The organism is Actinomyces sp. Z5 (genome assembly GCF_003287795.1).
GTDB lineage: Bacteria > Actinomycetota > Actinomycetes > Actinomycetales > Actinomycetaceae > Actinomyces > Actinomyces glycerinitolerans.
On sequence record NZ_QMIN01000082.1, the window covers coordinates 30,839 to 55,427 of the forward strand.

General features: G+C 69.9%; 19 protein-coding genes. 16 read left to right on the forward strand and 3 right to left on the reverse strand.

The window, feature by feature from the left end:
• The first annotated feature begins 262 nt into the window (after window positions 1-262).
• From DRB06_RS11890 to DRB06_RS11965, 16 genes are all read left to right on the forward strand, one after another.
• Entirely contained in the window at window positions 263-1,555 is a 1,293-nt protein-coding gene (locus tag DRB06_RS11890) for a geranylgeranyl reductase family protein (protein WP_073330943.1), read from the forward strand.
• Window positions 1,552-1,911 (forward strand): NADH-quinone oxidoreductase subunit A, encoded by a 360-nt coding sequence (gene ndhC / locus DRB06_RS11895; protein WP_073330941.1) that lies wholly within the window; start codon window positions 1,552-1,554, stop codon window positions 1,909-1,911. The genes DRB06_RS11890 and ndhC overlap by 4 nt, the downstream gene beginning before the upstream one ends.
• A gap of 13 nt (window positions 1,912-1,924) precedes the next feature.
• Window positions 1,925-2,545, forward strand: coding sequence for an NADH-quinone oxidoreductase subunit B (locus DRB06_RS11900; RefSeq protein WP_073330938.1), 621 nt, complete (start codon window positions 1,925-1,927; stop codon window positions 2,543-2,545).
• A complete protein-coding gene (locus DRB06_RS11905; RefSeq protein ID WP_073330935.1) occupies window positions 2,542-3,312 on the forward strand; it encodes an NADH-quinone oxidoreductase subunit C in 771 nt (256 codons plus the stop codon). Before DRB06_RS11900 ends, DRB06_RS11905 begins: the two co-directional genes overlap by 4 nt.
• An 8-nt stretch (window positions 3,313-3,320) precedes the next feature.
• Window positions 3,321-4,691, forward strand: a complete 1,371-nt coding sequence (locus DRB06_RS11910; RefSeq protein WP_395994452.1) for an NADH-quinone oxidoreductase subunit D — start codon at window positions 3,321-3,323, stop codon at window positions 4,689-4,691.
• Window positions 4,691-5,458 (forward strand): NADH-quinone oxidoreductase subunit NuoE, encoded by a 768-nt coding sequence (gene nuoE, locus DRB06_RS11915; RefSeq protein WP_111820055.1) that lies wholly within the window; start codon window positions 4,691-4,693, stop codon window positions 5,456-5,458. Before DRB06_RS11910 ends, nuoE begins: the two co-directional genes overlap by 1 nt.
• Window positions 5,459-5,529: 71 nt before the next feature.
• Window positions 5,530-6,816 carry an NADH-quinone oxidoreductase subunit NuoF gene (gene nuoF, locus DRB06_RS11920; RefSeq protein WP_111820063.1) on the forward strand — a complete coding sequence of 429 codons (1,287 nt, stop codon included), beginning with the start codon at window positions 5,530-5,532 and terminating at the stop codon, window positions 6,814-6,816.
• Between the two features lie 4 nt (window positions 6,817-6,820).
• The gene (locus tag DRB06_RS11925; RefSeq protein WP_111820056.1) at window positions 6,821-9,538 is read left to right on the forward strand and encodes an NADH-quinone oxidoreductase subunit G; all 2,718 of its coding nucleotides are present in this window, start codon (window positions 6,821-6,823) and stop codon (window positions 9,536-9,538) included.
• Window positions 9,535-10,968 carry an NADH-quinone oxidoreductase subunit NuoH gene (gene nuoH, locus DRB06_RS11930; RefSeq protein WP_073330923.1) on the forward strand — a complete coding sequence of 478 codons (1,434 nt, stop codon included), beginning with the start codon at window positions 9,535-9,537 and terminating at the stop codon, window positions 10,966-10,968. The genes DRB06_RS11925 and nuoH overlap by 4 nt, the downstream gene beginning before the upstream one ends.
• Window positions 10,961-11,656: an NADH-quinone oxidoreductase subunit NuoI gene (nuoI, locus tag DRB06_RS11935; RefSeq protein WP_073330921.1), complete on the forward strand. Its 696-nt coding sequence runs from the start codon at window positions 10,961-10,963 to the stop codon at window positions 11,654-11,656. The genes nuoH and nuoI overlap by 8 nt, the downstream gene beginning before the upstream one ends.
• Window positions 11,653-12,636, forward strand: a complete 984-nt coding sequence (locus tag DRB06_RS11940; protein ID WP_108968053.1) for an NADH-quinone oxidoreductase subunit J — start codon at window positions 11,653-11,655, stop codon at window positions 12,634-12,636. Before nuoI ends, DRB06_RS11940 begins: the two co-directional genes overlap by 4 nt.
• Window positions 12,633-12,938 (forward strand): NADH-quinone oxidoreductase subunit NuoK, encoded by a 306-nt coding sequence (gene nuoK, locus DRB06_RS11945; protein ID WP_073330915.1) that lies wholly within the window; start codon window positions 12,633-12,635, stop codon window positions 12,936-12,938. The genes DRB06_RS11940 and nuoK overlap by 4 nt, the downstream gene beginning before the upstream one ends.
• A 14-nt stretch (window positions 12,939-12,952) precedes the next feature.
• Window positions 12,953-14,977: an NADH-quinone oxidoreductase subunit L gene (nuoL, locus tag DRB06_RS11950; protein WP_111820057.1), complete on the forward strand. Its 2,025-nt coding sequence runs from the start codon at window positions 12,953-12,955 to the stop codon at window positions 14,975-14,977.
• A 17-nt stretch (window positions 14,978-14,994) separates the two neighbouring features.
• Complete coding sequence (locus DRB06_RS11955; protein ID WP_073330911.1) at window positions 14,995-16,566, forward strand: NADH-quinone oxidoreductase subunit M; 1,572 nt, start codon at window positions 14,995-14,997, stop codon at window positions 16,564-16,566.
• A complete protein-coding gene (gene nuoN / locus DRB06_RS11960) occupies window positions 16,563-18,128 on the forward strand; it encodes an NADH-quinone oxidoreductase subunit NuoN (protein WP_111820058.1) in 1,566 nt (521 codons plus the stop codon). Before DRB06_RS11955 ends, nuoN begins: the two co-directional genes overlap by 4 nt.
• Window positions 18,125-19,231: a polyprenyl synthetase family protein gene (locus DRB06_RS11965; RefSeq protein WP_108968043.1), complete on the forward strand. Its 1,107-nt coding sequence runs from the start codon at window positions 18,125-18,127 to the stop codon at window positions 19,229-19,231. The genes nuoN and DRB06_RS11965 overlap by 4 nt, the downstream gene beginning before the upstream one ends.
• Before the next feature lie 68 nt (window positions 19,232-19,299).
• Here DRB06_RS11965 and DRB06_RS11970 read toward each other — a convergent pair whose 3' ends face one another.
• The 3 genes from DRB06_RS11970 to DRB06_RS11980 form a co-directional block, all read right to left on the reverse strand.
• Window positions 19,300-20,628, reverse strand: a complete 1,329-nt coding sequence (locus tag DRB06_RS11970; RefSeq protein WP_111820059.1) for a hypothetical protein — start codon at window positions 20,626-20,628, stop codon at window positions 19,300-19,302.
• Between the two features lie 242 nt (window positions 20,629-20,870).
• Window positions 20,871-22,346, reverse strand: coding sequence for a hypothetical protein (locus DRB06_RS11975; RefSeq protein ID WP_111820060.1), 1,476 nt, complete (start codon window positions 22,344-22,346; stop codon window positions 20,871-20,873).
• Window positions 22,347-22,512: 166 nt separating this feature from the next.
• Window positions 22,513-23,868: a hypothetical protein gene (locus DRB06_RS11980; RefSeq protein ID WP_146750880.1), complete on the reverse strand. Its 1,356-nt coding sequence runs from the start codon at window positions 23,866-23,868 to the stop codon at window positions 22,513-22,515.
• Window positions 23,869-24,589: the final 721 nt, after the last annotated feature.

Below are 24,589 nucleotides of genomic sequence, written 5' to 3' on the forward strand. Positions count from 1 at the left end.
AACGGCGACTAATTCGCAAGGCAAGGTATGTCTAAATAGGTGACCCGTGCTGCCCTCCCGGGGCCGCCCCCGAGCGCGTCGGGAACACGAAGTTCTGGGAATTCCGGGGGAAAACCGCTCGGCCCGCGCCGAGCCGCCGCCCCCTGCCTGCGGCGCCGGGAACAGTCGGTAATGTCTTCGGCGGTCCCGTCTGCCTGCAGGGCCGTGGCCGTCCGGCGGCCAGCATCCCCACCCGTACGAGCGCAAACGAAGGAGGCGCGCAGTGACGACCGAGCAGCTGAGCGCCGACGTCGTAGTCGTGGGGGCCGGTCCCGCCGGATCCTCCGCCGCCTACCACCTGGCGAAGCTCGGTTTGGACGTGCTGCTGCTCGAGCGCCACGAACTCGGCCGCGACAAGGTCTGTGGGGACGGGCTCACCCCCTCCGCCGTGCGTGAACTGGTCAACATGGGTGTGGACACCTCCACCTGGCGGCGCAACCGGGGGCTGCGCGTCATCGGCGGCGGGCATCAGCTGCATATTCCCTGGCCCGAGCAGGCCAGCCTGCCCGCCTATGCGCTGGCGCGACGCCGCAGCCAGCTGGATCGGGACCTGGCCACCCACGCCGTCGTCGCCGGCGCCCGTCTGCTCACCGGCGTCACCGCCACCGCCCCCGTCACCGGCCCCTCGGGGCGCGTCACCGGCGTGCAGGTCCGCCCCACCCCGCGCCACCCCGAGCCCGGCGTCGAGGCGCCCACCACCATCACCGCCCCGCTGATCATGGACGCCGGCGGGGTCTCCGCCCGCCTGGCCACCGCCGTCGGCCGCACCCGCGACGAGCGCCGACCGCTGGGAGTGGCCGTGCGCGCCTACTTCCGCTCCCCGCGCGCCGACGACGACTGGATGGAGTCCCGCCTGGAACTGTGGGACGGACCCGCCGGCCACTCCGACCTGCTGCCCGGTTACGGCTGGATCTGGAGCGTGGGCGACGGTCTGGTCAACGTGGGCCTGGGGTCGGTGAGCTCGACGCCGGCGGCCGCCTCCACCCGTGGCATCGACTACCGCGCCGTGTTCAAGCGCTGGCTCGCGCACGTGCCCGCATCCTGGGGCTTCACCCCCGAGAACCAGGTCGGCCGCATCGCCTCGGCCGCCCTGCCCATGGCCTTCAACCGCAAGCCCCACTACGCCGACGGGCTCATGCTGCTGGGCGACGCCGGCGGCATGGTCTCGCCCTTCAACGGGGAGGGCATCGCCCAGGCGCTCGCATCCGGGCGCCTGGCGGCCGAGGCGGCGGCCCAGGCGGCGGCGCGTCCCACGGCGTCGGGCCGTGAGCTCGCCCTGTCCCAGTACCCCGCCGCCCTGGAGGCGCAGATGGGCGGCTACTACACGCTGGGCCGCATTTTCGTGGCCCTGATCGAGCATCCCGAGGTGATGCGCGTGTGCACCCGCTACGGGCTGCCCCGCAAGCGCCTCATGCGGCTCGTCGCCAAGCTCCTGTCCGACGGCTGGGAGCGCCGCGGCGGCGACGGAATCGACCACTTCATCCAACTTCTGACAAGGATGGTGCCGGCAGCATGAACCCCTACGTCTCTCTGCTCATCATGGCGGCGGTCGCCATGGTCATCGCCATCGGTGGCCTGGTGCTGTCCGCCATCGTGAGCCCCAACCGGCGCAACCGGGTCAAGGTCGCCAACTACGAGTGCGGCATCGACCCCACCCCGACCAACACCGACCACGGGCGCTTCCCGGTGGCCTTCTACCTGGTCGGCATGACCTTCATCATCTTCGACGTCGAGGTCGTCTTCCTCTACCCCTGGGCCACCGCCTTCGCGCAACTGGGCTTCTTCGGGTTGAGCGCCGCCCTCGTCTTCATCGCCCTGATCACGGTGCCCTACGTCCTCGAGTGGCGCCGCGGCGGCCTGGACTGGGAGTAAGGAGTAACCCCTCATGGACATGCACGAGTACCGGGAGAAGATGCTCCACATCCCCTCCAAGCGGGATGACCCGTACGCCCAGGCGCTGGAAAGCGTCGAGGGCCCCGGCTTCATGCTCACCACGGTGGAGAAACTCGCCGACCTGGCGCAGGCGCGCTCGCTGTGGCCGGTGACCATGGGCCTGGCCTGCTGCGCCATCGAGATGATGGCCACCGGCACGCCCCGCTTCGACATGGCCCGCTTCGGCTGGGAGGTCTTCCGCGCCTCCCCGCGCCACTCCGACGTCATGATCGTCTCCGGCCGCGTCTCCCACAAGATGGCGCCGGTGGTGCGCAACGTCTACGACTCCATGCCCGAGCCCAAGTGGGTCATCTCCATGGGGGCCTGCGCCTCCTCCGGCGGCGTGTTCAACAACTACGCCGTGGTCCAGGGCGCCGACCACATCGTGCCGGTGGACATCTACCTGCCCGGCTGCCCGCCCCGCCCCGAGATGCTCCTGAACGCCATGCTCGAGCTCACCCGCCAGATCGAGCGCAAGCCGATCTTCGCCCACCGCGAGGAGATCGCCCGCGCCGTCGAGGCCGCCGCCCTCAAGGCCACCCCCACCGCCGAGATGAAGGGGCTGCTCGCATGAGCACCGACAACGCCGCGAACCCCACAGCCGAGCCCGACGCCGTCGCCGAGACCGCTCCCGCCGTCCCGGAGATCGCCGGCCAGCCGGTGCGCGAGGAACTGCGCCTGGAGGTCATCGGTGCCCACACCGGCCAGTTCGGCGCCGCCGACGCCGGCGACACCACCGGCTACGGCGACACCACCAGCGTGGTCGCCCTCGCCCCCGCCGCCACCCGCCCCTACGGGGGGTGGTTCGACGACGTCGTCGACGCCCTGATCGAGGACCTCACCGAGGCGGGGGTCGAGCCGGCCGCCGCCATCGAGAAGGTCGTTGTCGAGCACGACGAGCTGACCGTGTTCGTCACCCGCGAGCACCTGCTGGACGTGGCCCGCCCCCTGCGTGACGACCAGGACCTGCGCTTCGAGCTGTGCCTGGGCGTCACCGGCGTGCACTACCCGGGCGACGCCGGCCGCGAGCTGCACGCCTGCTACGAGCTGATCTCCCTGACCCACGGCGCCCGCGCCCTGCGCCTGGAGGTCACCTGCCCCGCCTCCGACCCGCACGTGCCCTCGCTCGTGCCGGTGTACCCGGGCAATGACTGGCACGAGCGCGAGGCCTGGGACCTGATGGGCATCGTCTTCGACGGCCACCCCAACCTGACGCGCTCGGCCATGCCCGACGACTGGGTCGGGCACCCCCAGCGCAAGGACTACCCCCTCGGCGGCATCCCCGTCGAGTACAAGGGCGCCTCAACCGCCACCGCCGACACCCGGAGGTCGTACCGCTGATGAGCAACATGCACGCCACCGGCCCCGCCACCGACTCCCTCGCCGACGGCGCCCCCCAGTTCACCGCCAACGGCGGCGACTGGGACGACATCGCTGCCCAGATCGCCGCCCGTGATGAGGAGGACCGCCTCCAGCACGACCGCGTCGTGGTCAACATGGGCCCGATCCACCCCTCCACCCACGGGGTGCTGCGCCTGCTGCTGGAGACGGACGGGGAGACGGTCACCGAGCTGCGCGCCGGCACCGGCTTCCTGCACACCGGCATCGAGAAGAACATGGAGTACCGCACCTGGGTGCAGGGGGAGACCTTCGTAACCCGCATGGACTACGTGGCCCCCTTCTTCCAGGAGGTCGGCTACGCCCTGGCGGTGGAGAAGCTCCTGGGCATCACCGACGACGTCCCCGAGAAGGCGACCGTCGCCCGCGTGGTGCTCATGGAACTCAACCGGATCGCCAGCCACGTGGTGGCCATCGGCTCGGCCGGCAACGAGATGGGCGGCACCACGCTGATGACCATCTCCTTCCGCTGCCGCGAGAACATCCTGCGCGCTTTCGAAATGGCCACCGGGCTGCGCATGAACCACGCCTACGTGCGCCCCGGCGGCCTGGCCCAGGACCTGCCGGAGGGATTCACCGACTTCGTCCGCTCGGTCATGCCCAACATCAAGAACGACCTGGGCGAGCTGGAATCCCTGCTCATGGCCAACCCGATTCTGAAGTCCCGGTTCGTGGGCATCGGCGAGATGAGCCTCGCCGCCGCCATGGCCATGGGACTGACCGGCCCGTGCGTGAAGGCGGCCGGCTATCCGCTGGACATGCGCAAGCTGCGCCCCTACTGCGGGTATGAGACCTACGACTTCGAGGTCCCCGTCTACGACAACTCCGACTGCTACAACCGGCTGCGGGTCCGCTTCGACGAGTGCTACCAGTCGCTCAAGATCGTCTCCCAGGCGCTGGACCGGCTCGACCAGATCGCCGCCCGCGGCGACGAACCGTCCAACACCGTCATGGTCGCGGACCCGACCATCGCCTGGCCGGCCCGCATGGCCATCGCCACCGACGGGCAGGGCCAGTCCCTGGAGCACGTCAAGGAGATCATGGGCACCTCCATGGAGTCCCTGATCCACCACTTCAAGCTCGTCACCCAGGGGTTCCGGGTACCGGCCGGGCAGGTGTACCAGACCGTTGAGCACGCCAAGGGCGTCCTCGGCATCCAGGCCGTCTCCGACGGCGGCACCCGCCCCTACCGGGTCCACTTCCGCGACCCCTCCTACTCCAACCTGCAATCGCTGGCCATGATGTGCGAGGGCGGCATGATCGCCGACGTCGTCGCCTCACTGTCCTCGATCGACCCCGTCCTGGGAGGCGTGGACCGCTAATGAGCACCCTTGAGAACACCCCCGCCCCGGCCGACGCCGCCGGCATCGCCCTTGGCTACGCCCCCGACGTGGCCGCGCAGCTGGACGCCGACATCGCCGAGATCATGTCCCGCTACCCGGCCGGGCATGAGCGCAGCGCCATCATCCCCATGCTGCACCTGATGCAGAGCGTGGACGGCTACGTGTCCCCGGCCGGCATCGCCCTGGTCGCCCAGAAGCTGGGGCTGACCCGCTCCGAGGTGTCCGCCGTCGCCACCTTCTACAGCCAGTTCCGCCGGCATCCCGCCGGCGAGTACCACGTGGGCGTGTGCACCAACGCGCTGTGCGCCGTCATGGGCGGCGACGACGTCTGGCAGGCCGTCAGCGAGCACACCTGCCTGGGCAGCGACGAGACCAGCGCGGACGGCCGCATCAGCCTGGAGCGGGTGGAGTGCAACGCCGCCTGCGACTACGCCCCCGTGGTGATGGTCAACTGGGAGTTCTTCGACAACCAGACCCCCGCCTCCGCCGTGGACCTGGTTGAGCGGCTCGAACGCGGCGAGGACATCACCCCCACCCGCGGCCCGGAGACCGTGCCCACCTTCCGGGAGAACGAGCGGCTGCTGGCCGGCTTCGACGACGGCCGCGCCGACGAGGGCATTGCCGCCGGCGAGTCCAGCCTGCGCGGTCTGCGCCTGGCTCGTGAGCACGACTGGACCGCTCCCCGCGAGCAGCCCGCCGCCGAGGCGGCCCACACCGACGCACCCACTCAGGAGGAGGACAAGTGAGCGAGCAGACTCCCGGCTCTGCGGAGCCGACCTTCACCGCCCCGGGCACCCTCACCCCGGTCGTCACCGACATGTGGGACAAGCAGCGCTCCTGGACGCTGGACGCCTACCGGGACGCCGGCGGCTACCAGGGCCTGGCCCGCGCCAAGACCATGAGCGCCGGTGAGCTGGTCGATCTGGTCAAGGCCTCCAACCTGCGCGGCCGCGGCGGCGCCGGCTTCCCCACGGGCCTGAAGTGGTCCTTCCTGCCCGCCCCGGATGGCCTGCCCCGTTACCTGGTGGTCAACGCCGACGAGTCCGAGCCCGGCACCTGCAAGGACATGCCCACGCTGATGGCCAACCCCCACGCCCTGGTCGAGGGCGTCGCCATCACCTCCCGCGCCATCGGCGCCGACCGCGCCTTCGTATACGTGCGCGGCGAGGTCGCCCACGCCTACCGGCGACTGCTGCACGCCATCCACGACGCCACCGACGCCGGCCTGCTCGACGACGGCTTCGGCCTGGACGGCCAGCAGCCGCTGAAGATCGTGGCGCACGCCGGCGCCGGCGCCTACATCTGCGGTGAGGAGACGGCACTGCTGGACTCCCTGGAGGGACGGCGCGGCCACCCGCGCCTGCGGCCCCCCTTCCCGGCCGTGCAGGGCCTGTACGCCCGCCCCACGGTCATCAACAACGTGGAGACGATCTCCTCCGTGCCCGGGGTGCTGACCCGCGGGGCCGCCTGGTACTCCTCCATGGGCACCGAGCGTTCCAAGGGACACGGCCTGTTCTCCGTGACCGGGCACGTGGTAAACCCCGGCCAGTTCGAGGCCCCCTTCGGCATCACCATGCGCGAGCTGATCGAGCTGGCCGGGGGCATGCGGCCCGGCCACAAGCTGAAGTTCTGGGTGCCGGGCGGCTCCTCCACCCCCATCTTCGGTCCCGAGGAGTTGGACGTCCCGCTCGACTACGAGTCCGTGATCAGTGCCGGCTCCCTGCTGGGCACCCGCGCCCTGCAGGTCTTCGACGACACCGTTTCGGTGGTGCGGGTGGTGTCCCGCTGGACCGAGTTCTACCAGCACGAGTCCTGCGGCAAGTGCACCCCCTGCCGCGAGGGCACCTACTGGATGCGGCAGATCATGACCCGCCTGGAGGCCGGGCAGGGCCGGCCCGGTGACGTGGAGAAGCTGGAGGACATCGCCGCCAACATCTCCGGCCGCTCGTTCTGCGCCCTCGGGGACGCCGCCGCCACCCCGATCGCGTCGGGCATCAAGCGTTTCCGCAGCGAGTTCGAGGCCGGCTACACCACTCCCGCTGCCGAGCTGTTCCCGCCGGCGGCCTCCTCCATTGTCAACAGCCAGGCTCAGAGCGGACGGTGACCAGATGACTGACACGGTCAACATCACGATCGACGGCACGCACCTCGAGGTTGAGAAGGGCACTCCGATCATCCGTGCCGCCGAGCGGGCCGGCGTGCGCATCCCGCGCTTCTGCGACCACCCGCTGCTGTCGCCGTCGGCGAACTGCCGCCAGTGCCTGGTGGAGGTGGCCGCGCCCGGCCGCGACGGCGTGGTCCGCCCCATGCCCAAGCCCCAGCCCGCCTGCGCCACCGCCGTCTCCGACGGCATGGAGGTCTCCACCCAGGCCACCAGCCCGATGGCCGCCAAGGCGCAGGCCGGCAACATGGAGTTCCTCCTGATCAACCACCCGCTGGACTGCCCGGTGTGCGACAAGGGCGGCGAGTGCCCCCTGCAGAACCAGGCGCTGGAACTCATGGCGACCGGCGCCCAGGCGGTCACCCGTTTCACCGACGTCAAGCGCACCTTCCCCAAGCCGCTGCGCCTGACCAGCAACATTCTGCTGGACCGCGACCGCTGCATCCTGTGCCAGCGCTGCGTGCGCTTCGCCGACCAGATCGCCGGCGACCGCTTCATCACCCTGCAGGGGCGCGGCGCCGGCCACGCGGGCGGCGAGATCACCGGCGGGCTCTACTCCGAGCAGATCGGGCGCTTCGACGCCGGCGTGCTCGACTTCTACAACCCCGAAGCCACCGCGCCCACCCAGACCGTGCGCGGCGGCGAGCACCTGGTGACCGAGGACGACCTCACCGGCCCGGGCGGGCAGCCCGGCGTCGTCGACGGCACCGTCTACGGGCCCGGCACGCTCGGCGGGGCCGAGGAGCTGGACGTCTCCGGGCGCCCCTTCGCCTCCTACTTCTCCGGCAACATCATCCAGATCTGCCCGGTGGGCGCCCTGACCAGCGCCCGCTACCGGTTCCGGGCCCGCCCCGACGACCTGGTGTCCACCGACACGGTCACCGAGCACGACGCCTCCGGCTCCGCCCTGCGCGTGGACATGCGCCGCGGCGTGGTGCTGCGCCGACTTGCCGGCAACGACCCGGAGGTCAACGAGGAGTGGATCACCGACAAGGACCGCTTCGCCTTCCCCTGGTCCACCCTGGAGGACCGGCTGGACGTGCCGCTCGTGCGTGACGAGAACACCGGTGAGCTGGTGCCCACCTCCTGGTCCGACGCCCTGGACGTGGCCGCCCGCGGCCTGACCGCCGCCCGCGCCGACGGCGGGGTGGGGCTCCTGCCGGGCGCCCGCCTGACCCTGGAGGACGGCTGGGCCTGGTCCCGGTTCGCCCGCACCGTGCTGGGCACCAACGACATCGATCAGCGCGTGCGCGACCATTCCCCCGAGGAGGACTCCTTCCTCGCCGCCCGCGTGGCCGGCACCGGCCTGGGCGCGGTCACCTACCGGTCGCTGGAGAGCGCCGGCCAGGTGCTGCTGATCGCCCTGGAGCCCGAGGACGAATGCGGCTCGCTGTTCCTGCGGCTGCGCAAGGGGGTGCGCGCCGGGGGCGTCAAGGTCGCCACCGTCGCGAACCTCGCCTCGGCCGGCTCGCGCAAGCTCGACGCCGATGTCATCCTCGCCGCCCCCGGCACCGAGGCCCGCGCCGTCGCCCTGCTGTCCCAGACCCACCCGGAGCTGACCCGGGCCCTGGGGGAGGACGGCGCCACCATCCTGGTGGGGGAGCGGGCCGCCGCCGTACCCGGCCTGCTGTCCGTGGTGGACACGCTCGCCAAAGCCACCGGCGCCCGCCTGGCCTGGGTGCCGCGCCGCGCCGGTGAGCGCGGCGGCATCGAGGCCGGCCTGCTGCCGCACCTGCTGCCCGGCGGCCGCCCCGTCGCCGACCCCGCCGCCCGCGCCGAGGTCCAGCAGCTGTGGGCGCCCGGCGGCGGCCTGAACGCCCCCGACCCGCTGCCCGCGCAGCCGGGCCGTGACGCCACCGCCATCCTGGACGCCCTCGCCGACGGCGAGCTCGGCGGCGTCGTGATCGGCGGCGTCGACCTGCGCGACTTCCCCGACCCGGGCCTGGCCCGCACCGCCCTGGCCGCCTCCGGCTTCACCGTGCAGTTGGAGGTGCGCCGCAGCGAAGTCAGCGAGCACGCCGACGTGGTGCTGCCGGTGGCGCCGCCCGTGGAGAAGAACGGCACCTTCGTCAACTGGGAGGGACGCGTGCGCCCCTTCGGGCAGGCCCACGTCTCCCGCGCCCGCACCGACCGGCAGGTGCTGGCCGCACTTGCCGCCGAGATGGGCACCGACCTGGGGGTGGACACGCTGGAGGACGTGCACGCGCAGGTGGCCGCGCTGGGCCTATGGGCCGGAGCGCGTCCAAGCGTCACCTTCAGCCCGCAGGCGCAGCCCGCCCCGGCCGCGACGGAGGCGGCGGACCAGCCGGGCCGCTCCACGGTCTCCGGCCTGGACGCCGTCCTGGCCACCCACAAGCCGATGCTCGACTCCGGCCGCCTGCAGGACGGTGAGCCCTTCCTGGCCGCCACCGCCCTGCGCCCCGTCGCCCGCGTGGGCGTCGATCTGGCCGCCCGCCTGCACCTGACCGGCGGCGAAAGCGTCGCCGTGACCGGCCCGGCCGGCACCATCACGCTGCCTGCCGCCATCGGCAACGTCCCCGACGGAACCGTCTGGCTGCCGGAGTGCTCGCCCGGCTCCACGGTCCGCCAGAGCCTCGGTGTCGGCCACGGCGCCGGCGTCTCCCTCTCGCTCACCACTGTGGACAGCCCGGAGGTGGCCCAGTGAATCCGCTCAGTGTTTCCGCTATCCCCGCCGCCCTGCCGGCGGCACTCGCCGCCCAGGGGGGTGTGGTGGCCGACTTCTCCGACGAGACCTGGTGGCTGACCCTCATCAAGGCCGTCTTCATCATCGTCTTCCTGATCCTCAGCGTGATCGTCGCGATCTGGGCCGAGCGCCGCATCCTGGGGCGCATCCAGACCCGCCCCGGCCCGAACGTCAACGGTCCGCTCGGCCTGCCGCAGCTGATCGCCGACGCCGCCAAGCTGATCATGAAGGAGGACTTCTGGCTCAAGGGCGCCGAGAAGTTCATCTACGTCCTGGGGCCGGTCATCGCCGCCTTCACCGCCTTCATGATCTACGCGGTCATCCCCTTCGGGCCGCAGGTGAGCATGTTCGGCCACTCCACCCCGCTGCAGCTGACGGACTTCCCCGTCGCCATCCTGTACGTGCTGGCCATCACCGGCTTCGGCGTGTACGGCATCATCCTCGGCGGCTGGTCCACGCACTCCACCTACCCGCTGTTCGGCGCCGTCCGCTCGGCCGCCCAGGTCATCTCCTACGAGCTGAGCATGAGCCTGTCGATCCTGACGGTCTTCCTGGCCTCGGGCACCATGTCCACCTCCGGGATCGTCGCCGCCCAGGAGCGCCTGTGGTGGGGACTGGCCATGATCCCCAGCCTGCTGATCTATCTGGTCTCCATGGTCGGAGAGCTCAACCGGCTGCCCTTCGACCTGCCCGAGGGCGAGGGCGAGCTCGTCGCCGGGCACATGGTGGAGTACTCCTCGATGAAGTTCGCCTGGTACTACCTGGGCGAGTACCTGAACATGCTCAACGTCTCGGCCGTGTGCACCACCCTGTTCCTGGGCGGGTGGCGCTCCTTCATCCTGGCCAGCTTCTGGGACGGCGCCAACTCCGGCTGGTGGCCGATGCTGTGGTTCCTGGCCAAGGTGTGGTGCGTGATGTTCCTGCTCATCTGGACCCGCGGCACACTGGTGCGCATCCGCTACGACCACTTCATGAAGCTCGGCTGGAAGTTCCTCATCCCCGTCTCCCTGGTGTGGTTCGTACTGGTTGCGATCGTCCAGGGCTACCGGGCCTTCTCCGGCGGCTCCACTCAGGGGCTGCTGCTCGTGCTGGCCGCCATCTTCCTGGTGGCCATGATCATCCTGCTGGTCCTGCCCGAGGGGGAGGAAGAGGAAGAGGCAACCACCGCCGCGGCCGGCGTGGACATCACCGTGCCGGGTGAGGAACTGGACGCCTTCGCCGGCGGCTTCCCCGTCCCGCCGCTGCCCGGCCAGCAGCTGCCGCCCTCGCCGCGTTCCCGCCGTGCCGCGCAGACGGCCGCCCCCGTGCGCGACGCCGCCAGTGACCTGGCGATTGCGGGCGCCACGACCACCGACTCCGACGTCACCGTTCAGGAGGAAACCGATGACTGACCCCACACCCCAGGCCCCCCGGGGTCGGGAGGGCACCGACCACGACCAGTGGCTGCGCGACGAGCCCAGCGCCCTGGGACGCGTGTTCGCCCCCGTCGCCGGCTACGGGGTGACGCTCTCCTCCATCTTCAAGCCCACGGTCACCGAGCTGTACCCCTTCGAGAAGCCGGTGCTCATGCCCCGCTACCACGGGCGGCACCAGCTCAACCGGTACGACGACGGCCTGGAGAAGTGCGTCGGCTGCGAGCTGTGCGCCTGGGCCTGCCCCGCCGACGCCATCTACGTGGAGGCCGCCAGCAACACCCCCGAGGCGCAGTACTCGCCCGGCGAGCGCTACGGGCGCGTCTACCAGATCAACTACCTGCGCTGCATCTTCTGCGGCATGTGCATCGAGGCCTGCCCCACCCGCGCGCTGACCATGACCCACGAGATCGACGAACTGGTCGGCCCCAACCGCACCGGCCTGATCTACGAGAAGCAGGACCTGCTGGCGCCCGTCCCCGACGGCGCCCTGGCCGCCCCCCACCCCATGGTCGAGGGCACCGAGGACGCCGACTACTACCGCGGCGCCATCACCGGCCCCACCCAGGGCCAGGTCGACTGGGTGCGCGCACACCGCCCCGACGACCCGACGCTCGCCACCGCCCGCCCGGTCCCCGCGCCCCGGAAGGAGGCGGTGCACTCATGACGCCCGCCATTGCGGCCGCATCCGCCCTGCCCGCCACGCTCACCGCCTCCGGCACCGTCTCGGGCGGCGAGGCGATCCTGTTCGCCGTCGTCGCCCTGCTCACCGTCGGCTGCGGCATCGGCCTGTTGACCGCCAGGCGGGCCGTGATCGCCGCCGTGAGCATGATCATGATCATGCTCGGCCTGGCGGTGCTGTACATCGCCGGCGAGGCGCCCTTCCTGGGCATCACCCAGGTGGTCGTCTACACCGGCGCCGTCATGACCCTGGTGCTGTTCGTCATCATGCTGGTCGGCGTGGGCGGGGACGAGCCCATCGCCGCCCACTCCACCGCCACGAAGGGCCTGGCCGCCCTCTTCGGCGCCGGCCTGATCGTGGTGCTCTCCGCTGTCGTGTGGCGCACCGTCTTCCCGGCCGCCACCGGCCTGGCCGACGGCGACGCCGCCACCCCCCAGACGCTGGCCGCCGTGCTGTTCGGCGACCACGTCGTCACCATGGAGCTGACCGGCCTCCTGCTGATCATCGCCGCCGTCGGGGCGCTGACCCTGACCCACCGGCAGCGCGTGCGCCCCCGCCTGACCCAGCGCGACCGGGTGGAAGCCAAGATGCGCGCCTACGCCGAAACCGGCGCGCACCCCGGCCAGAAGCCCATGCCCGGCGTCTATGCCGCCACCAACACCGCCGCCGCCCCCGCCCTGGCCGCCTCCGGCGAGGCCCTGGAGGAGTCCATTCCCCGGGTGCTGCGCGTGCGCGGGCAGGACCTGGAACTGTCCGACGTCTCCCCGGAGATGGGCGCGGCCCAGCGTGCCGGCCGGATCACCAGCCGCGAGGACGCGAGCGTGGGCCGCTCCGGCATGCCGGCGATGCCCGGCGCGCCCGCCCCGGACGTCGTCCAACCCCTGGCCCCGGCCGAGGCGCCGGCGGACGTCGCCGACGAACCGGCAGACCCGGCCGCCCCGGCCCAGAAGGAGGAGCACAAGTGAGCGTCCCCATCACCGCCTACGTCGTGCTGGCCGGGGTGCTGTTCACCCTCGGCGCCCTGACCGTGCTGCTGCGACGCAACGCCATCATCGAGCTGATGGGCGTGGAGCTCATGCTCAACGCCGTCAACCTGGTCCTGGTTACCTTCTCCCGCCTGTACGGGGACCTGACCGGGCAGGTGTTCGCCTTCTTCGTCATGGTGGTGGCCGCCGCCGAGGTCGTGGTCGGGCTGAGCATCATCGTGTCCATCTTCCGCACCCGCAGGTCCACGTCCGTCGACGACTTGAACCTGCTCAAGCACTGAAGGAGCCCGAGACCATGACCGCATCCCCTCTCGTGCTCTCCACCGGCCTGCTGGCCGCCGAGTCCGTCGTCGGGGCCGCCGCCCCGGCCACCGGCGCCGCCGCACTGGCCTGGCTGCTGATCGCCGTGCCCGCGGCCTCGGCCGCCATCCTGCTGCTGGCGGGTCGGGCCGCCGACGCCTGGGGCCACTGGCTGGGCGTGGCCGCATCGCTCTTCAGCGCCGTCCTGGGCCTGATCATCCTCGCGCAGGTGCTCGGCCTGGACGCCGCCGACCGGGTCCTGGGCGTACCACTGTGGCGCTGGTTCGGCGCCGGCGACCTGAACGTGCAACTGGGCCTGCGCCTGGACCCGCTGTCACTGACCTTCGTGGCACTGGTGACCTGCGTCGGCTTTCTCATCCACGTCTACTCGGTGGCCTACATGGCCCACGACCGGGACCGCCGCCGCTTCTTCGCCTACCTGAACTTCTTCATCGCCGCCATGCTCACCCTGGTGCTCGGCGACTCCTACATCGCCCTGTTCATCGGCTGGGAGGGCGTGGGTCTGGCCTCCTATCTGCTCATCGGCTTCTGGAACACCGCCGACGCCGACGCCCCCCAGGCGGAGCAGTTCACCAGCCGGGAGAACGCGGCCGCCGCCAAGAAGGCCTTCGTCATGAACCGCATCGGCGATGTGGGCCTGCTGCTGGCCATGATGGCCTGCATCGCCCAGGTCGGCTCGGTCGCCTACGACGCGGTGCTGCCAGCCGCCCAGGAGGGGACCATCTCCACCGGCTGGCTGACCGCCATCGGCTTCTTCCTGCTGCTGGCCGCCTGCGGTAAGTCCGCCCAGTTCCCGCTACAGGCCTGGCTGGGCGACGCCATGGCCGGCCCCACCCCGGTGTCCGCGCTGATTCACGCCGCCACCATGGTCACCGCCGGCGTCTACCTGATCGTCCGCTCCGGTGCCGTCTTCGAGGGCGCCCCCGACGCCCAACTGGCCGTCGCCGTCGTCGGCGCCATCACCCTGGCCCTGGGAGCCGTCATCGGCTGCGCCAAGGACGACATGAAGAAGGTGCTGGCCGCCTCCACCATGAGCCAGATCGGCTACATGATGCTGGGGGCCGGTCTCGGCCCGGTCGGCTACGCCTTCGCCATCTTCCACCTGCTCACCCACGGCTTCTTCAAGGCACAGCTGTTCCTCGGCGCCGGCAGTGTCATGCACGCCATGAGCGACCAGGTGAACATGCGCCGCTTCGGCGGGTTGCGCCGCGCCATGAAGCTCACCTGGATCACCATGGGCATCGGCTGGCTCGCCATCATGGGCATTCCGCCCTTCTCTGGCTTCTGGTCCAAGGACAAGATCATCGAGGCGGCCTTCGTCGGCGACGGCGCCCGTCCTTGGATCCTGGGCACCATCGCCCTGCTGGGGGCGGGACTCACCGCCTTCTACATGTCGCGGCTGTTCTTCATGATCTTCCACGGCACTCCCCGCTGGACCACGGCCAAGGACATTGAGGGCGAGGTCCACCCGCACGAGTCCGGCTGGCTGATGACCCTGCCGCTGATCGTCCTGTCGGTCTTCTCCGTCGGCCTGGGCTGGGCGCTGAGCATCGGCGACACCTTCGTCACCTGGCTGGAGCCCGTCACCGGGCAGGCGGGCGCGCACGGCGAGCCGGTCCTCCCGGCCACCGTCATCATGGTCTCCACTCTCGCCCTGGTGATCGTCGGCGCCGTCGTCGCCTGGGTCATGTACGTCCGCCGCGCGGTGCCCACGGTGGTGCAGCGCTCCAACGTGATGGTGGAGGCCGCCCGCCACGACATGTACCAGGACACCATCAACGAGGCTGTCGCCATGCGGCCCGGCCAGGGACTCGTCCTGGCGGCCGGGGCCACGGACCACTACGTCGTCGACGGCGCCGTCGAGGGGCTCGCCAAGGGCACTGCGGCGCTGGGCCGGCTCACCGCCCGCACCGAGTCCGGCAGCGTCCGCTCCTACGCCGGCTACATGCTCGGCGGAACGGTGCTCGTACTCATCGCCGTCCTGGCCGGCAGGTTCTGAGAGGACACGACAAGCCCATGAATGCAACGTTCCCCGTACTGACCACCATGGCCATCGTCCCGCTGGCCGGGGCACTGCTGCTGTGGCTCGTGCCGCCGCTGCGCCGCCAGGGTCGGGTCATCGGCCTGCTGTTCGCCCTGGCCACCCTCGGCGTGGGAATCTGGACGCTCGCCGTCTTCGACGCCTCCCAGGCCGGCGCCATCCAGCTGACCGAGACCCACTCCTGGATTCCGATGCTGGGCGTGTCCTGGGCGCTGGGCGTCAACGGCCTCGGCCTGGCCATGCTGCTGCTGACCGCCTTCCTGGTGCCGCTGGTGCTATTGGCCAGCTGGGGTGAGATCCCCGCCGACCAGCAGGGCCTGTTCAGCGGCCTGGTGCTGGTGCTGGAGGCCTTCGTGGTGGTCATCTTCGCCGCCCGCGACGTCTTCCTGTTCTACATCTGCTTCGAGGCCATGCTGGTGCCGGTGTACTTCCTGATCGGCCGCTTCGGCGGTGAGCGCCGCCGCCGCGCTGCTCTGAAGTTCCTGCTGTACTCCCTGGCCGGCGGACTGATCATGCTGGTCGGTGTGGTGGCCCTGTACGTGTACGGGCCGCGCGGCGAGGGCGCCTACCTGGTCGAGAACCTGGTCGGCCAGATCACCGCCTCCACCACGGCCGGCCGCTGGATCTTCGCGTCCTTCTTCATCGCCTTCGCCATCAAGGCGCCGATGGTGCCGGTGCACACCTGGTTGCCGGACACCGCCGAGCAGGCCACTCCGGGTACCTCCGTGCTGCTGATCGGCGTGCTGGACAAGATCGGCACCTACGGCATGGCCGCCCTGGTACTGCCCCTGTTCCCGCGTGAATCCGCCTGGGCCGCCCCGGTGATCCTGGTGCTGGCCGTGGTCGGCATCATCTACGGCGGCCTGGCCGCCGTCGCGCAGGACAACCTCTACCGGCTGATCTCCTACACCTCCATCAGCCACTTCGGCTTCATGGTGCTGGGCCTGTTCGTCGGCAGCCAGATCGCCGCCACCGGCGCCATGGTCTACATGGTCGCCCACGGGCTGTCGATCGCCGGGCTGTACCTGGTCACCGGCTTCCTCGCCCGCCGCACGGGCACCGTGGCCATCAGTGAACTCGGCGGCATGCAGCGAGTCATGCCGCTGATCGCCGGCACCTTCCTCATCTCCGGCTTGGCCTCCATCGCCCTGCCGGGCCTGAGCGGCTTCGTGCCGGAGTGGATGGTGCTGACCGGCACCTTCTCGAAGTCGGTGCCGCTCGGCGTCGTCGCCGTGCTCGGCGTCATCATCGCCGCCGTGTACGTGCTGCTGCCCTACCAGCGGGTGTTCACCGGCGCCCCCGCCCGTGAGCGGGTGGGCAGCGCCGACCTGGACGGACGCGAGAAGCTGGTCCTGGTTCCGGTGATCGCCGCCATGCTCGCCGTCGGGTTGGCACCCGCACCGCTGACAGACGCCTTCGAGGACGTCGCCGGCCAGGTCGCCGCCGCCGTGGAGGCCCCCGGCGAGACCGCCGCTCTGGCCACCGTGCCCACCGCCCCGGCCGACCCCGCTGTCGCCGTCGTGATCGCAGAAGGGAACACCAAGTGAGCTTCACCGCCCCGGTCATTGAATGGGCCGGCCTCACCCCGGTACTGATCATTCTGGGCGCGGGCGTCGTCGGCGTCCTCGTGGAGGCCTTCGTGCCCCGTAGCGTCCGCCCGGCCGTCCAGGCCCTCTTGAGCCTGCTGGCCATCCTCGCCTCCGCCGTCGCCCTGTCGGGCCGCTGGAGTGTTGTCGTGGCCGTCGGCAGCGGCCGGGAGCTGACCACCGGCATCGCCGAAGACCCCTTCGGGGTGGCCGCCCAGGGCATTCTGCTGGCCATCGGCCTGCTGGCCGTCCTGGTCATGGCCGACCGCACCACCGCCGACGACGGCGCCTTCGCCGCACAGGCCGCCGACCGGCCCGGCAGCGCCGAGGAGGAGGAATCCATCCACGCCGGCTGGGTCGCCACCGAGATGTTCCCCCTGACCCTGTTCTCGCTGGGCGGCATGATGCTGTTCCCGCTGGCAAACGGCATGATCACCCTGTTCGTCGCCCTGGAGCTGGTGTCGCTGCCGCTGTACATCATGGCGGCCATGGCCCGCCACCGCCGCCTGCTCAGTCAGGAGGCCGCCCTGAAGTACTTCGTGCTGGGCGCCTTCTCCTCCGCCTTCCTGCTCATGGGCGCCGCCTTCCTATACGGCGTGTCCGACTCGGTGGCCTACAGCGTCATTGCCATGGCCATCGGCGGTGGGGGAGTGGCCGGCATGGACTGGCTGGCGCTGGCCGGGGTCGCCCTGGTCACCGTCGGGCTGCTGTTCAAGACCGCTGCCGCCCCCTTCCACGCCTGGAGCCCCGACGTCTACCAGGGGGCGCCGACCCCCGTGACCGGCTTCATGGCCGCGGGGGTCAAGGCCACCGCCTTCCTCGCCCTGGTGCGCTTTTACTACGTGCTCGGCGGGACGCTCGGCTGGGACCTGGCCCCCTTCCTGTGGACCGTCGCCATCCTGACCATGGCCGTGGGCACCGTCGTCGGTGTCATCCAGAAGGACGTCAAGCGCATGCTCGCCTACTCGGCCATCGCTCACGCCGGCTACATGCTCATCGGCATCATCGCCTGGAACGGGATGGGCGTGAGCGGCCTGCTGCTGTACGCGCTCACCTATGGCATCGTGACCGTTGGCGCTTTCGGCATCATCGGCCTGGTGCGCACCAGCCACGACGGTGCCCCCGGTGCCGAAGCCAATGACCTGGAGGCCTTCACCGGCCTGGGCCGCCGCAGCCCCTGGCTGGCCGGCGCCATGACCGTGTTTCTGCTGTCCTTCGCCGGGATCCCGCTGACCGCCGGATTCATGGCCAAGTTCGAGGTGTTCATCGCCGGCATCGCCGGTGGGGCCACCTGGCTGGTGATCGTCGCCATCGTCAGTTCCGTGGCCACGGCCTTCTTCTACATGCGGTTGATCGTGCTCATGTTCTTCCGGGAGCCCGACGGCGACCGCGTGGTCGTGGTCGGCTCGATGGGCCCGGCCGCGTTGACGATCGGTCTGGCGGCCGCCGCCACCGTCCTGATCGGCGTGCTGCCGCAGGCCGTGCTCGGCTCGCTGGCAGACGCCGCTATGCTCCTGCCGTGATTGGAACGCTGCCACTCAGCCTGCCGCAGCTCGAAGAACGGATTGTTCCGGAGCTCGAGACCGTCGAGACGCGCCTGCTCGAGGTCGTCAGCAGCGCTGACGCGACGATCAACCCGCCGACCTCCCACCTGGCGGCGGCCGGTGGGAAGCGGCTGCGCCCGGTGCTGACGCTGCTGACCGCCCAACTGGGCGACCCGGAGTTGGCGACGGGCGAGCTGGTGCGAGACGCCGGCGTCGCGGTCGAGTTGACCCACATCGCCACCCTCTACCACGACGACGTCATGGACGAGGCCCCGCTGCGGCGCGGCGCCCCGAGCGCACAGACCGTTTGGGGCAACTCCGCCGCCATCCTCGCCGGCGACGTGCTGGTGGCGCGCGCCTCCCAGCTGGTGGCGGCGCTGGGACCGCAGGCGGTGCTGGCCCACTCCAAGACCTTTGAGCGGCTGTGCATGGGGCAGCTGCATGAGACCCTGCCGCGCCCCGCGGGCACCGATCCGGTGGCGCACTACCTGCAGGTGCTGGCGGACAAGACCGGTTCGCTGATCGCGGTCTCGGCCCGTTACGGTGCCATGCTCACCCGAGCGGGGGAGGCTACCGAGGCGATTGTGGAGGCCTTCGGGGAGAAGATCGGCGTGGCCTTCCAACTGGCCGACGACTGCATCGATCTGACCAGCGACGCCGCCACCACCGGCAAGACGCCGGGCACAGACCTGCGGGAGGGCGTGGACACCATGCCGGTGCTGCTGCTGCGTCAGGCGCTTGCCGCCGGCGAGCTGGACGCCGCCGGGCAGTCGATCCTGGCGACCCTGTCTAGCGCCGACCTGTCCGACGACGCGGTCCTGGCCGGTCTCGTCGCCCAGCTTCGGGTGCATCCGGTGTTGAGCCGCACCCGGGAAATGGCGACGCATTGGGCGGACCAGGCGATCGCGGTGCTGAACGGACTGGAAGAGACTGTGCTGGCCGGTACCAAGGATCGTCTGGATGCCGCGGGCGTGACCGGATCTGCGCGCGAGGCCGCCCTGGCCGACGCGCGGGAGCGGGCGGCGCTGGTGCACGACGGCATGGTGCAGTTCGCCCATCTGCTGGTGGACCGCGCCGCCTGACCGTCAGCCGCGCCGAGACCGGCACAAGTAGCGCACCCGAACCGGCGGAAATGACATGGCGACAGGGATCAGTCCAGCCATGCGGTGGCGGGGTAGAAGCTGCCGCCGCATGCCAGGCCCCAAGCCGTGACCGCGATCGGCCAGTCAATCCCCACCCCGGCGACCTCGCCCAGTGGCTCGCCGGTGGTGACCGAGGTCAGCTCGACGTCGGCGGTTGTGTCCGCCCCGGCCGCGGGAACCGTGTACAGCACGTCGCCGAAAACGCAGGCGGCCTGCGGTGCCGGCCGACTCTTGTCCCAGCCGGGAGCTCCGGTGGTCGAGCTCGGTGGGTCGAGGTAGTAAAAGGGGCCGTCGGTGAAAAGAAGTTGGCGCTGATCGCTGAATATGCCTGGCACGTGATACGAGCTGCCGATGGCATAGGACACGGTTGAGCCGTTGAAATAGGAGTCCGTGACGTCGAGGGCAATGGTCTGTCCTGTTGCCATTTCGCGGGCGTAGCAGCTGTTGTTGACGGAGCGTGTGGGAGCGCCGTAGTAGTAGAGCCAACCGTTCCAGGCGAAGAACGGTTCAGCGGCCTCTATGGATACTTCCTGTCCATCTGCCAGCGAGATGACGGAGGTTGCGCTGCTGTTGATCCTCACAGCCTCGCCGTAAAGGTCGAACGGCCCAAGGTTGGGTACGTCGGCCAGGACATCGAGCTCGACGGAGAGATCCTCGGTGGACAGACGCAGCCCCAAGGGCTGGGCGTCGTAGGAGTCGCTGGACGGATCGGCGGATAGCAGCAGGCCGGTGCGGTCCGGCGACAGGGACAGGTACAGTCCGCTGCGAAGCCCGCCTCCCGGGTGGCGCGAGCTGGTCGGCACGATGACGTCCTTGATGGGCAGCCCTTCGCTGATCGTTGTAGACGCCTCCAGAGCACCGTTAGTCAGGTTGACCTTAACCAGGCTGACCGGGAAGTTCATGGAACCGCGGATGGTTTCGCCGGGGTAGGCATAGTCAACGGCGGCTACCACGAGGTATGCGTGGGTGCCATCAATGACGGCGGGGCCAGCGCTCAGCGCCGTATAGGGAAGGCCGGGGGTGGGAGAGGCGGAGTCGTCGGAGGTGCCGAAGGGATCGAGGCGGGACGTTGCGGGAGAATCTTTGAGCTCGACCTCCTTGGTGATCAGTTCCCCGTCCTCGTCCAGGAGTACCGCCCAGGTGGTGGGACCATTGAGATCCACCACCACGGGACGCAGGCCGTTGGTTTCGGGGAGTAGGTCGTCGTTAACCTCAGCAGTACCTGCCAGGTAATGCTCGTGGACAGCGGTGATGGCGGAGGGCACATTGGCAGTGGGCCACAGTACCCGGGAGGAGAAGCCTGAGGGGCAGGAGGTGGAGGACGGTGGCGCGGGCACAGGCGGCTGCTTGATGGTCGCAGCCGGAACGGGCGAGGGGGTGGGCGCTATGACGTTGCTTTTGCCGGAGGATGAACAGGCGGTGAGGCCGGCGAGAGCTCCGGAGCCAAGGGTTGTGGCAAGGGCAGTGGCTAGGACGGTACGACGACGCATGGCTGTTCCTAAATGCCTGATGGCGAGTGTTGGGCGAGCGGTGGGTTGCTGATGTGGGATGGGCACCGGGGACGACGGTGAAGGTGCCGCTATCCGGTCGGGCTGGAGGAGGCCTGGGGTGATGCGGGGCCGGGACTGGCTGTCCCCGTGGGCTGCTGGGGGACGCCGTCGAGCCACTGTGTGGCCGCGTAGAAGCGGTCGCCTACGGCAACTCCCCAGGCGGTTACCACAGGGGAGTCATCCACTGTCACCGTCATCTCCCCGGTCTCACACGTGCCCAGGGCGTCGCCCTCCTCCCCCTCACTCAGCGAGATCATCTCCACGCGCAAGTGGCCACTAGCGTCCTCTTGGTACCAGGCATAGAGGACATCCCCGCATACGCAGGCGCCATCAGGCACCTTGTCCTCGCCATTCCAGGACACGGTCGGGGTGGTCTGGCCGGGGCGTAACACACGGAGAGCTTCTATCCCCGAGGCCGAGCTCCTGCCGATCTGGATGATCTCCGGTTGATCGGAGTAGATCTCCGGCCAGTAGCTCCCATTCGATGTCTGAATGTCCATGTCCGTCACGGTGATGGCCTCTTTCGAACCGAGCTCCTGGGCACGAAGGGAACGCTCTTGCTGGTAATAGAACCAGCCATCCCGCACCAGGTGGGGGTAGGCGTCCTCAGACGGCCTGATAAGCGTGCCGTCCTCGAGGCAGACCAGCAGCCATTCCCGGCCGAATTCGGTTTTGCCCACCACGGCCTGGCCACAGGGGGAGACCATGTCGTAGCCTCGGCCGCGCAGAAGGTCGTGGCTGTCCAGCTCCACGGAGAGATCTTCGGTAGACAGACGCAGCCCGATGTGGGCGTATGTCTCCTTACGGAAGGATCCCTCGTCGGTGTCGGGAGCGCCGGTGAGTAGGAGACCGGCGCGGTCCTGTGTGAAGGACAGGCAGAGATGGCGTATCGCGCTGGCCGGCCAGCTCTCGCTTACGGTGGTTACGGCATCCAGGGACCCGTCGGCCAGGTCGACCTTAAGCAGGCTGACGGGGCAGGCGTCGTCGGGCTGGGAGTAGTACTCCTGGTTGTACGGCACGCCGGCCAAAGCGGCCACGACGGTGTAGGCGTGCGTGTAATCAATCACCGCCGGACCGGCGACGAGCATGGTCGTGGGCTGGTTGTCGTCCGGGTCGCGCTCGCCCGGCCCGGCCTTGCTGTCCGGCACTACCTGCCTAGTGGTCCACCGTCCGTCGTCGTCGAGGAGGACGCCCCATGTGGTGGGACCGTTCAGGTCCACCACCACCGGGCACATCCCCTGGACGTAGGCCGTGGCCTCGGTGGCCTGAACGGCCCCGGTAAGGAAGTGTTCGCGCACTGCGGTGACAGTGGAGCGCACGTGAGAGCCACCCGGCCACAGGTGCTGGTCGCTCAGAGCATCCGGGACGGCGTCCGGGCCGGGCGGCATGGCCGGTGACGGCGTCGGCGCCGCACTGGGGGAGTTGAAGACGGAGCAGGCGGGCAAGCCGATGAGCGACCCGACGGCACCCAAGGCGGCGGCGGTTAGAACAGTGCGTCGACGCATCGAGACTCCTACCGGGCCTGCACCCGGGGACGGGGATGGAGACGGTCCCAGTGTCCCGGGGTGCTCCCGATATGCCCATGGGCAGGGCTGCCCGCCGCCCTGTTGCTAAGACCGGCACCAATGACACCCCCGGGCTGGTAGGACGTTGTGTACCGGGAGCTGCCGGTCAGTGCAGCCAGTCGGTGGCTGCGTGGAAGGTACAGGCCCCGCCTCGGCTGTAGAAGTAGCCGGCACCGACCTCGGAGACGGCTAGCGCCTGCGGCTCACGATCGATTCCGTCCTCCTCGGTTCCGAGCCTGGCGGTGGCCAGCTCTTCGCCGGTGGCGAGATCGATCAGGTGCAGCTCATGCGCGGCGGAGGGATAGGCTGCATAAACGACATCGCGGTGGACGGCAAGCGCTGCGGGGATGGTGTCGTCGGCGTCCGCAGACAGGGATAGTGTCGCCGTCGGTGAACCGAGGGGGCGCACATCCAGCGCCGAGTCGGTGCGCACGACCGAATAACCGCCCGTCTCCCACACCGTCGGGCGCGCGTCCGGCGCGCCTACGGGAGGCTGATCGGCCATGGTCACCTCCTCGCCGGTGGTCACGTCCATGACGCGCCAGGCGTCGAAGGCCGTCTCCAGCCAATACAGCCAGCGGCCGAGCAGGTAGGTGTCGGTGTTGTTCTCCTGGGTGACCAGGTTGCCGGACTCGAGCGAGTAGACGATGTAGGGCGGGTAGGCGCCCTCGGAGTAGGGGGAGCTCGCCGTGCCTGTCAGTAGGGCGTCGCCGTTGACCTGATGGAAGGTGTCATAACCAACTTGATGCGGATCCTTAAGGGCAATCTCCATCGACTCGGTGTTGATGGCCCAAACGCGGGTGTCGCCACGGATTCTCCCGGTACCGACGCCCAGGTTGATGCCGTCGGTGTCTAGCGCCATCGCCCAGTTGCCGATCGTGGTGTCGACTGCGGCGTCGACGTCTAGCGGCAGCACTGCCACGACAGCCGCAGCCTCCAGATCCACCTTGAGCAGATGGGCCTGCCAGGCGGATTCCTGGGTCACCCCGGTGCGTACCGCCGTTACGACGACATAGCCGAAGTGGGCAGCGGCGTCGACGACCATGATTTCGTCGGTGAGAATCTGAGCCGGTCCGACCTGCGGTGCGAGGTTCTGAAGCTCTTCGGCGGAGCCCATGGCTACCAGTTCCATGGAGTCGGCGTCGGTGCCGTCGGCTGTGAAGTACCAGTAGTTCATGGCGGATGGATCCCCGTACCACCAGGTGTTGCCGCTGCTGCCCACGAGGTAGCCGCCACGGAGCCAGGTGAACGACTCGGGTCGGAAGTCTGATCCCGGCAGACTCCCGGCGTCGTCGAAGGCGGTCGGAATACGCGGGGTGGACGCTGCAGAGGGTGCTGCGCTCGCTCCGGCAGTGGGCGTACGAGCGGTGGGCCCGCTCGACGGCGTCCGCGGGCGGCATGCGCTAGTCAGGGGGAATGCGGCAGCTGCCAGCATTCCGCCGAGAAGATGACGGCGCTTCATGAGACTCCTCAATCCAAACGAAAGAATTATTTCAATTCTATATCGGGCGGTGTTGGTGTGTCCCTGCCGCGGAAACGTGGCTCTTCGTGTTTGGGGGTGTGGCTGGTGGTGTGTTCTGGTTGGCCTGAGAACGAGTTCTGCCGAGGACGACCTCTCCCGCGCCCGCGCGCAGCCTCACGTGCCCGAAGGCCATCTCCCGTGCCCGAGGGCGGCCTGCCGGGCCCGTGGATGGCCTCCGTGCGGTTGTTCCGAGCGGTCGCACCCTCGAGTGCGAAGCGCTGGTCGGCGCTGGTTTCCGATCTTGGGGTGTGGTTTACGACCCCGGGGTGGTCGTGATTCGCACCCCAAGGTCGTAAATCGACATGACAGCCGTCTCACGGGAGCACAGCCGGCCGGGGAACACGGGCCCCGCCAACCCCGGGCCACGGGGGTCGGGTCCCCGTCCCTGGAGCCCAGGCCCACGCCGCCGGGCGCGGGCCGGGCGCTGACCCGCACCGCCGGGCGGGCCAGGCGGACTGCCGAGTGCGGTGTGTCGGAGGGCACTGGCACGCGGGCCGTCATGGTGCGGCGTCAGGGGGTGGCGTGATGGGGTGGTGTCGTGGGGTGGACGGTTCGTGTGTTCCGGTGACGGTTCGTCAGGTAGCAGTAACGGTTCGGCATGAACGACGACGGTTCGTACCTGTTATGTCTCAGGACATCGGTGACAGTTCTGTGTCAGGAC

Coding starts and splice junctions, on each gene's coding strand:
- ndhC (WP_073330941.1), top strand. CDS start 1,552: ATGAACCCCTACGTCTCTCTGCTCATCATGGCGGCGGTCGCCATGGTC.
- DRB06_RS11900 (WP_073330938.1), top strand. CDS start 1,925: ATGGACATGCACGAGTACCGGGAGAAGATGCTCCACATCCCCTCCAAG.
- DRB06_RS11905 (WP_073330935.1), top strand. CDS start 2,542: ATGAGCACCGACAACGCCGCGAACCCCACAGCCGAGCCCGACGCCGTC.
- DRB06_RS11910 (WP_395994452.1), top strand. CDS start 3,321: ATGCACGCCACCGGCCCCGCCACCGACTCCCTCGCCGACGGCGCCCCC.
- nuoE (WP_111820055.1), top strand. CDS start 4,691: ATGAGCACCCTTGAGAACACCCCCGCCCCGGCCGACGCCGCCGGCATC.
- nuoF (WP_111820063.1), top strand. CDS start 5,530: ATGTGGGACAAGCAGCGCTCCTGGACGCTGGACGCCTACCGGGACGCC.
- DRB06_RS11925 (WP_111820056.1), top strand. CDS start 6,821: ATGACTGACACGGTCAACATCACGATCGACGGCACGCACCTCGAGGTT.
- nuoI (WP_073330921.1), top strand. CDS start 10,961: ATGACTGACCCCACACCCCAGGCCCCCCGGGGTCGGGAGGGCACCGAC.
- DRB06_RS11940 (WP_108968053.1), top strand. CDS start 11,653: ATGACGCCCGCCATTGCGGCCGCATCCGCCCTGCCCGCCACGCTCACC.
- nuoL (WP_111820057.1), top strand. CDS start 12,953: ATGACCGCATCCCCTCTCGTGCTCTCCACCGGCCTGCTGGCCGCCGAG.
- DRB06_RS11955 (WP_073330911.1), top strand. CDS start 14,995: ATGAATGCAACGTTCCCCGTACTGACCACCATGGCCATCGTCCCGCTG.
- DRB06_RS11975 (WP_111820060.1), bottom strand. CDS start 22,346: ATGCGTCGACGCACTGTTCTAACCGCCGCCGCCTTGGGTGCCGTCGGG.
- DRB06_RS11980 (WP_146750880.1), bottom strand. CDS start 23,868: ATGAAGCGCCGTCATCTTCTCGGCGGAATGCTGGCAGCTGCCGCATTC.